This window comes from Paenibacillus sp. 1011MAR3C5 (assembly GCF_003591485.1).
Lineage (GTDB): Bacteria > Bacillota > Bacilli > Paenibacillales > Paenibacillaceae > Pristimantibacillus.
The window spans coordinates 890,269-902,241 of sequence record NZ_QZCF01000002.1; the positions used below are offsets into that span (position 1 = coordinate 890,269).

An 11,973-nucleotide genomic window follows, 5' to 3' on the forward strand; every position below is an offset into this window, starting at 1 on the left:
CGTGGGCCAGCACCATACGATCTATCATATTGCGCGTGCCGATCTGCTTGAAAGAATCAGACAATATTCCTTTCTAGTTGTGTTGGGAATAACCATATTGGCGGCTTATTTCTTCGTCCCCCCTGTTGAGGCCGGGTATGTCACGCTGTATTTGGATGAATATCGGGGTATCTATAACTCAGCTTGGATAGGCGGATCGGTTGCGATCTCGACCACCTTGTTTTTGGCCCTGTTTGGCTTCTATTTGGTGAAAAACAGCATCCAGCGGGATAAACGATCCGGAGTCGGACAAATTATTGCATCGACCTCTGTAAAGAAGCTCCACTACTTGATCGGGAAATCGGTCAGCAATTATGCCGTTTTATCCATCATCGTGGCGGTCGTTATCCTAGTCGCTATATTCATGCAGATGATCCGGGGAGAGGAGATGGACATTGAGCTATGGGCGCTGCTGTCTCCTTTTCTGATGCTGACGCTTCCTGCTATGTCTATCGTTGCTGCAATGGCGGTGCTGTTCGAAACCCGACAGCTATTGAATGGCGGATTGGGCAATGTCCTTTATTTCATTCTTTTTCTGATCTACGTTACCGGTTCAAGTTACATCGCATTCGGACCAAACGTCATCACATCGGCTATGACTAAGGAGCTTGCTTCGATAAAACCCGGCTTTTCAGGCTCCTACAGTATCGGCATTCTTGTTCCGGATAGGCCGCTCGAGCTGTTTGAATGGCAGGGCGTGGAATGGACCGGAGCTTTGCTGCTGCAACAGCTGTCTTTATTTCTAATTGCCCTCTTGTTCATTATTGCAGCCGCTTTGTTGTTCCATGGATTTAGGAATGATGCAGTGAGGGAAAAACAGGTACGGCAGAAGTCAGCCAAGGGATCGACCCATGCGGAGACCGTGATGGAATGGGGTAATACCGGAGCTGAAATCGTGGAATACGAGCGCAAGGGCTCACGCGTCCAGGTATCTTCACTTCCCCCTGCATCCGCTCGAAATTCTTTTCTGTCCCTCGTGTGTGCAGAATGGCGCTTAATGATGAAGAGTGCTTCGCTGGGGTGGTATGCCGTCGCCGGTCTCCTGTTTGTCCTGAGTCTGGTATGTCCTGTTACGACCTCGGTTCAGTGGATGATATGGCCTATAACATGGATTTGGCCGCTGGTGCTATGGGCTGGAATGGGAAGCCGGGAAACCAGATATCAGACCCAATATCTTATAGCTGCCAGCCCGCGTTATGCCACCCGTCAGTTATCGGCGGTGTGGGTCTCAGGTTTTATGCTGGCCTGTATGACGGGGGGAGGCATGGCTGTGCGAATGATCCTCGAAGGAGAGGCTGGACTTTTCATCTATTGGATTTCTGCTGTTATTTTGATTCCGAGCTTCTCTCTTGCGTGTGGGGTGCTGACCAAGACCAATCGTACCTTTGAGGTGTTATATATGATTGTTTGGTATCTGGGTCCGCTTAACAAAATGCCATATCTCGATTTTTTGGGCACAAGGTCTGAAGGGGGAAGCATCTTGGCGGTTAACTCCATCTATCTGTCAATCAGCATTGGATTATGGATGGTCGCTTTTGGGGCAAGAAAACGTCTAGCGCAAGACTCCCAGCGGTAAAAATCGAAATCATCGTTTATATCGATTGAATAATGGAGGAATGAAACATGAACTCAAAATCATTTGCCGGTATGATGAAGATAATTGCGCTCTTTGGCGTTGGCATAGGCGTCCTATTATTCATCCTAACGCAGTCAGGGGTTGAGATACCGATTGTGATCGGAACAACCACTTATGAAGGGATGGAGGCTTCACTTCTCCTGCTCATCGGTTCACCTATCGTAGTGATCCTAATTGGCTTTATCATCTCGATTTTCAGCTTTTCCACAGGTAAAAAATAACTCCATACCAGAATAGATCGCTTCTAAGCTCGGAGTCAGGAAATTTATCGCTGTGCTAACGATATCGATACATGCATAAATGTAATGATTATAGTTTACATAATTATTATTATGGTTATTTTCCGATTGAAGGATCACTCCAATAGAAAAAGCCTCCAACTACGCAGTTAAGCAATCGTTGGAGGCTTCCTTGTTTATTCGTATATGTCGGTCAGCAGCTTGCCGAGCTGCTCCATCGCTTCTTGCTCCTGGTCGCCGTCAATTTCAAGCGTAACCTCATCCTGTGCCGCTATGCCCAGTGTAAGCATGCTGAGCGAGCTTTTGCCATTCACTTTTTTGCCTTTGTTTTCGACCTTGATCGTGCAAGGGAAGGCGGATGCCGCCTGGACGAACGCTTTGGTCGGGCGTACGTGAAATCCTGTCGGGTTGATAATCGTAAATGTTTTGCTAATCATACCGTTACCTCCTTAAGATTGGCTTCTAACGAAGTCTTGAATCTCATCCTGAGTAGCCATAGTTAATGCTTGCTCAGCTAGCTGCGACCAGCGTTCATAGGAGAGTTCGCCGATCTGTGCTCTTGCGGACAGAATCGAGCTTGCGCTCATGCTGAATTCATGCAGTCCAAGACCGAGCAGCAGGGGAATGGCTGCTTCGTCGCCAGCCATCTCGCCGCACATGCCGACCCATTTGCCTTCCTTGCGCGCCGCTTCAACGACGATTCGGACAAGGCGGAGAACCGAAGGGTTGCAAGGCTGATACAGATAAGAGACCGTTTCGTTCATACGGTCGGCCGCCATCGTATACTGGATCAAGTCGTTGGTGCCGATGCTGAAGAAATCCACTTCCTTGGCAAACAAATCAGCGGATACCGCCGCAGCTGGAATCTCGACCATCATCCCGATTTCGATTGTATCGGAAACAGCGATTCCTTCGGCCAGAAGCTTGGTTCTTTCTTCTTCCAGAAGCGCCTTAGCATCCCGCAATTCGCTCAATACGGCTATCATAGGGAACATAATCTTCAGATTACCATAGCTGCTGGCTCGGAGAAGTGCGCGCAGCTGGGTACGGAATAGTTCGGGACGCTCCAGACATAGGCGCAATGCGCGCTGTCCAAGAAACGGATTCGCTTCCTTTGGTAATTCCATATAGGGGAGCTCCTTGTCGCCGCCGATATCGAGCGTTCGGATGACCACCGGCTTGCCGTTCATCTTCTCCAATACATATTTGTAGCTGGCAAACTGTTCGTCTTCTGTAGGCAGCGAGTTACGGCCCATATAGAGAAACTCGGTACGGAACAAGCCGATCGCCTCAGCACCGTTGTCCAGGGCTTTCTGAACATCCTCCAGCTTGCCAATATTCGCAGCCAGCTCTACGCGGTGGCCGTCACTCGATAGGGAAGGGCGGTTAACCCACTTGGCAAGCTCCGCTTGCTGCTGGTCATATTGCTCCTTCTTGCCAATGAAATCGCGGTGTTGCTCTTCGCTCGGCTCAATCGTAACCGTCCCATTCGTTGCGTCGAGCAGCGCCAACGCGCCTGTCTGGATATCGTCGCTTAATGCTCCGACACCAACTATAGCGGGAATACCCAGCGAACGGGCCATAATCGCCGAGTGCGAGGTGCGGCTGCCGATTTCGGTAATAAAGCCTTTGACGACCCCCATATCCAGCTTGGCGGTATCTGAAGGGGCGAGATCGTTCGCAATGATAATGCAAGGTTCGGTTAATTGCGATAGATCAGTTTGTGTGACGCCGCTCAAGCGGCCAATCAGCTTGCCGGATACATCTCGTACATCAGCCGCGCGTTCTCTCAAATATTCGTCGTCCATCTGCTTCAGTACCTCAATGAAAGAAGAGGAGGCGGTGTGTACCGCATACTCGGCATTAACCGATTCATTTTGTATGGCTTCCATAACTGCATCTATAAGATCGGGATCCTCCAATATCATGAGATGACCCTCGAAGATTTCCGCTTTTTCTTCGCCCAGCTTAGTTTTCACGGAGTCGCGAAGCTTCTCCAGCTCTGCCCGTGTCTCGCGCAGCGCAGCCTGCAGCCGCTCGATTTCGGCATCGGCATCTGTAATGGTTGTTTCTTCAATAACGGGCTGACTGTCGCGATAGATTAAGATCGGTGCGATTGCCATGCCTGGCGATGCGTTGATTCCTTGCAATAACCGTGTCATACGCGATCACTCCTTTCCGTCTTTAAGGTTGCGTAAGCTTCCCGTACAGCGGCGTGAAGCGGGTGATTCTCTTCAAGACCGGTGAACGCTGTCACAGCAGAGGAAATCCCATCCCGGCTTATCGTTTGCTGAATCTGTGCCGCTTCCGGGTCATCCTGGTAATCAAAGAGCAGCGCAGCTGCCATTGCTTTGGTCAGGTACGGCGTCTCGATCCCTAACTCATAGGCGACTAGGGCTGGACGTACGAGTCTATCATTCGGAGATAGCTTGCGAATGGGGGAACGGCCAACACGAACAACTTCATCCGTTAGATGCGGATTGCGGAACCGTTCCAGAATAGTTTGAGTATAACGTTTATGCTCATTTGCATCAAAGCCATATTGCGCGATTAGCGCGCTGCCTGTCTCTTGCATGGCGCCTTCCACTTGTGCCACAATAGTCGGCTGCTTCATCACTTCTTGTATAGTGTCAAAGCCTTGGAGATAGCCGTGATAGGCTGCACAGCAATGGCCGGTATTCACGGTGAACAGCTTGCGCTCAATGTAGGGCTGCAACTGATCCGCATAGTGAACGCCTGGAATTTCCTTATGACCAGGCGGCAGGGAAGAGCGGTCTACTACCCACTCGTAATAAGGCTCGACAAGCACTTTAAGCCGGTCTTCGTGCTGCTGGAGCGGAACAATGCGATCAACCGCAGCGTCAGGGAAGAAGGCCATCCGGCTTGCCTCTGCTTGTTGCTGCTCCGTAAGATGCCCATAGACAAGCGATTGAAGCTGTGTGCTTCCGCCAATGGCATTCTCGCAGGCAATGAGGACTAGCGGACTGCCCGACTTCTCAAGCCTTCTGACGATACCCGAGGCGATTGAACCGGCAATATGCTTAAGAACATTCACGCCTACGGCTGTTGTGACCAGATCGGCCTCGGCAACCGCTTCGGCAACTTGCGCCTGGTCGCTGCCAATAATGGCGGTAACATGGTCTACGGTAAAGGATTGCTGCTCGTCACCCGCATAAACAACGGAATATTGCCTACGCTCCTGGAGCTGCCTGACAAGCTCTTGATCCACATCTACAAAAGTGACTTGGTAGCCGGCTTGAGATAACAACAGGCCAATAAAACCGCGCCCGATGTTGCCCCCGCCAAAATGAACGGCCTTCATCATTCCATTCCTTCTTCGAAGATGCGAAGAAGCTCTTCTTTGCTCGAAGCGTTCAGAATCCGCTCCATATCGTCTTCATCCGACACAAGAACAGCCAGGCTGGACAGAAGCTCCAGATGCTCATCGCCCACAGCAGCCAGACCAATCACAAGGCGAGCAGCCTCTCCTCCGAAATCCACTTCATTCGCCAGTACAACGACGGAGATGCCAGTAGACTGAATCAGGCTCTTCGAATCATTCGTGCCATGGGGCATAGCGAGACCGCCGCCCAGGTAGGTGGAGGAAACTTGCTCGCGCTCAATCATTTTGTCCACATAGGCAGCCGGTACGTGGCCCGCATCGACCAACAGCTGTCCGGCAAGACGGATCGCTTCGAATTTATCGGCAACAGTTGCGTTCAAAATAATGGTGTTTGTTGTCAGTATGCTCATGATGGTTCTCTCCATTCCAATTTGGATTTCATATATATCTCTAGCTGACGTGACATGAAGGAGCGGATCTTCTCCGTTACCCCTTCGTTCAGCAACTGGTTCATCTCGGGGTGCAACAGCATCGCGCTAATTTCGCTGAGCAGCTCTAATGAGATCTGGTTTAGACCTGCTGGCGCAAGCATAATAAGAAATTGTGTGACGAATTGGTGTTCCTGCTCGTTCAGCAGAAACGGCTTTTGCAGTCGGAACAGCGTAATCAACGGCTTCGTAACCAGCTCGCTTCGGGTATGGAACATGGCCAGGCTTGTATCCGGGATAAAAACACTGCCTTGCTGCTCGCGCTGGATGAGCAGGTTGGCGATCGCATTCGTATACTGCCGCTCGTCTTCTTGAAGCATGAGCGGCAGCGCATCCTTCAGCAGCCCGTCAAGCATTGGCGAACGCCCGCCGTCCAGCTCATAGACATGGAACGACTCCAAAATCATCACAGTTTCCATTGCATAACGGTTGAGCAGATTAAGCCGCTGCCAAGCATCTTGCTTATCATCCTTCTCATCCGCGATCTCAGGGGATACGGGTAACTCGCGAATATGGCTGCGCAGCCGTTCGGCTTCATCCTTAGTCAGAAGGGGACTTAGCTTAATATATCGATCCTGTTCAATCGGCAAATCGACTGTAGATATGATCAAATCGTATTTTTCGCTCGGCATGCGCGACGCCTCATACCAGGAGTAATGTCCAAGCAGCTCTACTTGGGGCACTTCCTTCACGATGCGAACGGCAAGCAGCTTAGAGGAGCCGATGCCGCTCGTGCAGACAAGCAAGGCCCGCACTTGCCTTGGAACAAGCTTCCAGCGCTCAATAGCTGCACCAAAATGCATAGCCAGATAGCCTGCTTCTTCTTCGGGGACCGCAATGTCCTGCCATGCCTTCGCTGCACTGCGTATCGTCGATTCCAACAAGGATTCATAGTCGTTTTTAATTTGAGCGAGCAGGGGATTGCGAATCGTCTCACCCTGATGCAGCCGCTCCAGCGCATGGCCCAGATGGCTGATCAAGCCTTCAAGTAGCGTTCGATCCTTGTGAAAGGGAGTTCCCGTTTCTTCTTCCATCAGCCGAATGAGCGAAATCGCACGCTCAGCAAGTCCGAGCCCGTATTGCTCCAGCAGCGCAGAGGCGCTGCGTCTTTCTTTTTCTTTGGCCTGATCGATCAGAGACTGCATGTATCTAAGCTCCTCATCGGGCATTTCGTCGATCCCGAGGGAAGAGGCGAGTGCATTCAGCTTTTGCTTGCTTTCCTCACTTAGTTGGACGGAGGATAGTTGGGCAGCAGACGAAATCAAATGTCCTTTTTGGATACGAATAAAGGCAACGGATAACCGGACAAGGAGCCGATTATAGTCGGCTTCTCTTAGTCGCCTGACCCAAATCTCGTCCAGCTGCCATAAGGTGCGTTCTACCGAAAACAAGGCTTCGTGTCCGACCAGCTTCAGAAGTTCGTGAGTGGTTGGCCATATTTCTTTTCGGGATAAGGCGCCAAGAAAATCATCGATATATTCCTCAGCCAGCTTGACAATAAAATTGCGGCGGTCTGTTTCTTCACCAGTAATTTCAATGCCGTACCCGCGTCTGCGAACGAGAGCAAGACCGCTGTTCGTCAGTGATGTCTCCAGCTCTTCCAGGTCACGACTGACGGTAGGGATCGCCGCTTGAACCTCGCTTGCCAGGGAAAAGAGCTTGATCGGTTCGTCTAGACTAAGCAGTTGACACAGGATGAGTACCTTGCGCTCTTCAGGCGAATACGTCTCGGTATCCGATTTCCGCAGCTGCTCTTGAAACACGCTGAGACTGCGCGGATCGCTCATGAGCTTAATGCCGGAGCCGGATTTTTTCACAAGCGCTATGTCGTAGCCAGCCAGTACCGGGTCCAAGATCTGAAGCTCGCGGTGTACCGTTCTGGAGCTGATGCCAATGGTCTGACCCAGCTGTTCGGCTGTCGTATCGTCCTGCCGGCTAAGCAGCAGCTCCAATATTTTGCGTTGTCTATTGGATACTTTCATAGTCCGGCGGCCTCCTTTACGGAAAATTAACGTAACGCGGGCGTATCTGCACGCCAGCGTTACGAATTCTTATTATGTGCCTAATCGGCTTACTAACTCGTCATATTGCGGGCTTTTCAGGAAGTCATCAATGGAGATATGCTCCGCTGCAGGAACCTTCAGCCGCGCCCGATCGGTCAGTGTCTTATGCGTTATGACGATATCAGCGTCGTTCGGAAGATCGTTGATCGCCGTATTAATGACCGTCACGTCAATGCCTGCCTTCGTCATCTTCTTGCGCAAGATCGAAGCGCCCATCGCGCTGGAGCCCATTCCCGCATCGCAAGCAAATACGATTTTGTGGACATTTTCGATCGTTTTAGGCGCAACCTCTGGAGATTGGGATGCTCCTGCTGTCCCTTTCGACTGAGCCTTCATTTCTTTCATTTTGGCCTGTGCAGATTCCAAATCTTCGTCGTCCTCTTTTTGCTTGGATGTCTTCATCAGCAGGGCAGCGACGAGGAATGATACAATCGTTGCCACAACAACCCCGCTAAGCATAGGCAGCCAACCGCCCTTTGGCGTCATCGCAAAGTATGCGAAGATACTGCCTGGGGAAGGGGTGGCAACAAGACCTGCGCCGAATAAGACAAAGGTGAATGTACCCGCAACACCGCCGGCAATCGCCGCCAGAATCAATCTCGGGTTCATCAGGATATACGGGAAGTAGATTTCATGAATACCGCCCAAGAAATGAATGGCGACTGCGCCTGGAGCAGATTGCTTGGCGGCTCCGCGTCCGAACAGCCAGAAGGCGAGCAGAATGCCGAGGCCCGGGCCTGGATTCGATTCCAGCATGAAAATGATCGATTGGCCTGTTTTGGTCGCTTGATCAAGCGCGATCGGTCCCAGCACGCCATGGTTGATTGCATTGTTCAGGAACAATACTTTGGCTGGCTCAATAATGATATTCGTGAGCGGGAGCAGTCCCGCGTCAATCAGCCATTGAACGCCGTTCGCAAGTCCCTTGCTGATGATCTCGACCACCGGTCCGATGCCTTTATAAGCGCCGAGTGCCAGCAGGCCGCCGATAATCCCGGAGGAGAAATTGTTGATCAGCATTTCGAATCCGGAAGGAATCTTGCCTTCAATCGACTGATCGAATTTTTTAAGAATCCATGCGGCTAGCGGACCGATAATCATGGCTCCGAGGAACATCGGAATCTCCGATCCGATAATAACGCCCATCGTTGCCACAGCGCCAATGACGCCGCCGCGTGTGCCGTGAATCATCTGACCGCCGGTATAGCCGATCAGAAGCGGCAGAAGATACGTAATCATCGGTCCGACGAGCGTCGCCAGACTTTCATTCGGGAACCATCCGGTCGGAATGAATAGGGCCGTGATCAAGCCCCAAGCAATAAAAGCCCCGATATTAGGCATAACCATGCCGCTCAAAAATCTTCCGAATTTCTGAATCGCGACTTTGGCACCGCCTTGCTCGGAAGCGGATTGCTGTTGTTGACTCATGATCAGTTGACCTCCTTAATAGGGTTAATTATTCATAAATGCTTTCTTGAAGCTGTAGCCATCATAATACGTAAGCGTTTTCAATATCAATCAAATGATAAGCAGCTTTCGTCATGAAAGCTGTTGACAATATGTTATGATGGCGCACACAAAAGCATGAATAATATAGGAAATAAGCGCATTAAAAGTGGCTCTTTATTTTCTTTATTTACTTTTATTCTAAGAGTCATACTTCTTCCATCATAATTGCGATCTCGAGTAGCGCAATTCGCATTGAACGAATTATACGAGTAAGCATGTAAGCAGAATAGGATAAGCACCGGAGCGGGAGGCGCTTATTTTTTTTGCCGATTCTTTTGTTATGGAAGAGAGTCTAGCAACTTTTGTTAACATAATTATTAATATGTTTATAATTACACATTGCCATTCGATATGGTATAATAACTGCTTGGCAGAACAATATCATACATACGATCGTTTAGAGTTTCCAGGAGGTTGCTATTAGTGAATCTTGTCAAATCAGACTTATCGGCTAAAGCTGCGCCAGCGAAGCCATTGCATACGTTCCAGCTGCTGGTTTTGCAATTAAGGCCAAAGCAGTGGACGAAAAACTTGCTGATCTTCGCCGCATTGTTATTTTCATTCGAAAAAATAAGCGCATGGACGCTTTGGCATACATGGCTAGGGTTTTTGCTCTTTAGCTTTGTCTCCGGATGCGTATATATTATTAACGACTACACCGACAGGGAGGCGGACCGCAATCATCCCGAGAAGAGATTCCGTCCGATGGCTTCCGGTCAATTAAACCCTAAAGCTGCGTTAGCATTCGGTGCTGCTCTCTTCGTCGGTTCGCTGTGGGTATCGTATTATTTAAACCCGCTGTTTACCGGACTGCTGCTCTTTTACTTTGTGCTTAACGTATCGTATTCCTTAAAGCTCAAGCATATCGTCATCGTCGATATCATGGTCATTGCTGCAGGATTCGTCTTGCGTGCCATTGCCGGCGGGCTCGTTATTCACGTGACGATTACGCCATGGTTCCTTATCTGTACGATGCTGTTATCCCTGTTCCTGGCTATCGGCAAGAGAAGGCATGAGCTGTGCTTGCTGCAGAATGGCAAAGGCACCCACCGGAAAGTATTGGATCAGTATTCCTTGCCGCTCCTGGATCAGCTTAGCAGCATTGTAACGACCGCCACCATTGTAAGTTATTCGTTGTTCACCTTTACTTCGGGGCGGACGATCCATTTGATGTGGACGATTCCATTTGTCATTTATGGTATTTTCAGATATTTGTATTTAATCCATATCGAGAATAAAGGCGGTTCTCCCGACAGTGTTTTGCTGCAGGACAAGCATATACTGGCTACTGTAGTGTTGTATGTCATTTCCGTTGTTTGTATTCTGATCGTGTTTGAATAAGGTTAGCTGCTAGACTAATAGAAGATAGGAAGATAGACAACGTGCACAAACTTGCCATTTTCGATATCGATAAAACAATCATTAGCAAGGATTCCATGTTTCTGTTCTTATGGTATGGGATGAAAAAGAAGCCTCTGACATGGTTCCATGCAATCGCAGTTGTATGCAAAACGGTTCTCTATACATTGAAGCTTATGAAAGTGGAGGACGTTAAGGCATCCTTTTTCTATGCGATCCGTCATATGGAGGAAGAAGATCTGGAGCGCTTCTACGAGACCGTACTGAAAAAACACATCTTCATAGAGGCGATGGAGGAGCTCAAAACGAAAAAAGCGGAGGGCTATCATATACTCCTCGTCTCCGCTTCTCCCTATGCTTATATGCGCTTTTTCAAAAAAATCCCTTATGTCGACGAAGTCATTGGCACCAATCTTGCCATAGAGGACGGGCGCTATACCAATAGGGTAGAGGGCGTAAACTGCAAGGGAGAAGAGAAGGTCGTGCGTATCCACAACTATTTGAAAAGCAGGAGCCTTCTCATTGACTATGACCAATCCTGTGCGTATTCAGATTCTCTCTCGGACATGCCGCTCTTCAAGCTGGTCAAGAACCGCTATCTCATCAATCGGAGCTATCCGGGCATGGAGGAGCTAAGATGGAACAGAGCAATAACCTCAATAACCGACATATAGGAAAAATGTACATGATCGTGTCCGCTTTTCTCACCGCTACGGGCCAGCTTTACTGGAAATGGGGGCATGCCAACCTGCTGTACATGGCACTCGGATTTGTCTGTTATGGATTGGGCGCCTTGTTCATGCTCAAAGCTTTTGCACTAGAGAAGCTGACGGTCGCATACCCGCTCATGTGCATGAGTTACATTTTTGCATTAATTTACGGCGATCTTTTCCTTGGCGAGGATATAACGTGGAAAAAGGCGGCGGCCATTGCTTTGCTGGGGACAGGGGTGACATTAACATCCTATGATAAATAGCTGGATGTTCGCCTTGCTTCTGGTGATGACATTGTTCGGGTCGCTTGGAGGCGTGTGCTTCAAATTGTTCTCGCTAAAGAAAGCGAAAGTTTATCTTCTCACCGGGTTCATGTTCTACGGATCGGGCGCGTTGATCAACATCTACCTGCTTGATATCCTTCCTTATACTGTGGTGATGTCGGCCAATGCGATGACATTTATCTGGACGCTGCTTTTTGCCAAGTGGATCTTCAAGGAAAGCGTCGGTATGATTAAAATCGCTGGCGTCGCCTTCATCGTATCCGGACTATTGCTGCTTGTTTCGTGAACGATGCTGGAACT

At 49.6% G+C, this 11,973-nt stretch carries 12 protein-coding genes; 6 read left to right on the forward strand and 6 right to left on the reverse strand.

Going from position 1 to position 11,973, the window contains the following annotated elements; genetic code table 11:
- Window position 1 precedes the first annotated feature (1 nt).
- Window positions 2-1,615, forward strand: a complete 1,614-nt coding sequence (locus D3P07_RS09290; RefSeq protein WP_119799891.1) for an ABC transporter permease — start codon at window positions 2-4, stop codon at window positions 1,613-1,615.
- A 47-nt stretch (window positions 1,616-1,662) separates the two neighbouring features.
- Window positions 1,663-1,896, forward strand: coding sequence for a hypothetical protein (locus D3P07_RS09295; RefSeq protein ID WP_259391407.1), 234 nt, complete (start codon window positions 1,663-1,665; stop codon window positions 1,894-1,896).
- A gap of 194 nt (window positions 1,897-2,090) precedes the next feature.
- On the opposite strand, the gene D3P07_RS09300 is transcribed toward D3P07_RS09295, so the two are convergent.
- The 6 genes from D3P07_RS09300 to D3P07_RS09325 all read right to left on the reverse strand — a co-directional run bounded on the left by D3P07_RS09300 (window position 2,091) and on the right by D3P07_RS09325 (window position 9,236).
- Window positions 2,091-2,351 carry an HPr family phosphocarrier protein gene (locus tag D3P07_RS09300; RefSeq protein ID WP_119799892.1) on the reverse strand — a complete coding sequence of 87 codons (261 nt, stop codon included), beginning with the start codon at window positions 2,349-2,351 and terminating at the stop codon, window positions 2,091-2,093.
- 12 nt (window positions 2,352-2,363) lie between these two features.
- Window positions 2,364-4,076: a phosphoenolpyruvate--protein phosphotransferase gene (gene ptsP, locus D3P07_RS09305; protein ID WP_119799893.1), complete on the reverse strand. Its 1,713-nt coding sequence runs from the start codon at window positions 4,074-4,076 to the stop codon at window positions 2,364-2,366.
- Window positions 4,073-5,236, reverse strand: coding sequence for a mannitol-1-phosphate 5-dehydrogenase (locus D3P07_RS09310; RefSeq protein ID WP_119800032.1), 1,164 nt, complete (start codon window positions 5,234-5,236; stop codon window positions 4,073-4,075). The genes ptsP and D3P07_RS09310 overlap by 4 nt, the downstream gene beginning before the upstream one ends.
- On the reverse strand, window positions 5,236-5,667 hold the full coding sequence (locus D3P07_RS09315) for a PTS mannitol transporter subunit IIA (RefSeq protein ID WP_119799894.1): 432 nt from the start codon (window positions 5,665-5,667) through the stop codon (window positions 5,236-5,238). The genes D3P07_RS09310 and D3P07_RS09315 overlap by 1 nt, the downstream gene beginning before the upstream one ends.
- The gene (locus D3P07_RS09320) at window positions 5,664-7,727 is read right to left on the reverse strand and encodes a BglG family transcription antiterminator (RefSeq protein WP_119799895.1); all 2,064 of its coding nucleotides are present in this window, start codon (window positions 7,725-7,727) and stop codon (window positions 5,664-5,666) included. Before D3P07_RS09320 ends, D3P07_RS09315 begins: the two co-directional genes overlap by 4 nt.
- A gap of 72 nt (window positions 7,728-7,799) precedes the next feature.
- Window positions 7,800-9,236 (reverse strand): PTS mannitol transporter subunit IIBC, encoded by a 1,437-nt coding sequence (locus tag D3P07_RS09325; protein WP_119799896.1) that lies wholly within the window; start codon window positions 9,234-9,236, stop codon window positions 7,800-7,802.
- A gap of 504 nt (window positions 9,237-9,740) precedes the next feature.
- Between D3P07_RS09325 and D3P07_RS09330 the strand changes: the two genes are divergently transcribed.
- Genes D3P07_RS09330 through D3P07_RS09345 form a run of 4 tightly spaced genes read left to right on the forward strand, consistent with a single transcriptional unit; the run spans window position 9,741 to window position 11,959 of the window.
- Window positions 9,741-10,658: a decaprenyl-phosphate phosphoribosyltransferase gene (locus D3P07_RS09330; RefSeq protein ID WP_119799897.1), complete on the forward strand. Its 918-nt coding sequence runs from the start codon at window positions 9,741-9,743 to the stop codon at window positions 10,656-10,658.
- Between the two features lie 41 nt (window positions 10,659-10,699).
- Window positions 10,700-11,350: an HAD family hydrolase gene (locus tag D3P07_RS09335; protein ID WP_259391409.1), complete on the forward strand. Its 651-nt coding sequence runs from the start codon at window positions 10,700-10,702 to the stop codon at window positions 11,348-11,350.
- Complete coding sequence (locus D3P07_RS09340; protein WP_119799899.1) at window positions 11,314-11,652, forward strand: EamA family transporter; 339 nt, start codon at window positions 11,314-11,316, stop codon at window positions 11,650-11,652. The genes D3P07_RS09335 and D3P07_RS09340 overlap by 37 nt, the downstream gene beginning before the upstream one ends.
- The gene (locus D3P07_RS09345) at window positions 11,642-11,959 is read left to right on the forward strand and encodes a permease (RefSeq protein ID WP_119799900.1); all 318 of its coding nucleotides are present in this window, start codon (window positions 11,642-11,644) and stop codon (window positions 11,957-11,959) included. The genes D3P07_RS09340 and D3P07_RS09345 overlap by 11 nt, the downstream gene beginning before the upstream one ends.
- Window positions 11,960-11,973 lie beyond the last annotated feature (14 nt).

What these genes read in the sequence shown, in the direction of transcription:
- D3P07_RS09295 (WP_259391407.1), top strand. Translation starts at nt 1,663, where the DNA reads ATGAACTCAAAATCATTTGCCGGTATGATGAAGATAATTGCGCTCTTT.
- D3P07_RS09300 (WP_119799892.1), bottom strand. Translation starts at nt 2,351, where the DNA reads ATGATTAGCAAAACATTTACGATTATCAACCCGACAGGATTTCACGTA.
- ptsP (WP_119799893.1), bottom strand. Translation starts at nt 4,076, where the DNA reads ATGACACGGTTATTGCAAGGAATCAACGCATCGCCAGGCATGGCAATC.
- D3P07_RS09310 (WP_119800032.1), bottom strand. Translation starts at nt 5,236, where the DNA reads ATGAAGGCCGTTCATTTTGGCGGGGGCAACATCGGGCGCGGTTTTATT.
- D3P07_RS09315 (WP_119799894.1), bottom strand. Translation starts at nt 5,667, where the DNA reads ATGAGCATACTGACAACAAACACCATTATTTTGAACGCAACTGTTGCC.
- D3P07_RS09320 (WP_119799895.1), bottom strand. Translation starts at nt 7,727, where the DNA reads ATGAAAGTATCCAATAGACAACGCAAAATATTGGAGCTGCTGCTTAGC.
- D3P07_RS09325 (WP_119799896.1), bottom strand. Translation starts at nt 9,236, where the DNA reads ATGAGTCAACAACAGCAATCCGCTTCCGAGCAAGGCGGTGCCAAAGTC.
- D3P07_RS09340 (WP_119799899.1), top strand. Translation starts at nt 11,314, where the DNA reads ATGGAACAGAGCAATAACCTCAATAACCGACATATAGGAAAAATGTAC.
- D3P07_RS09345 (WP_119799900.1), top strand. Translation starts at nt 11,642, where the DNA reads ATGATAAATAGCTGGATGTTCGCCTTGCTTCTGGTGATGACATTGTTC.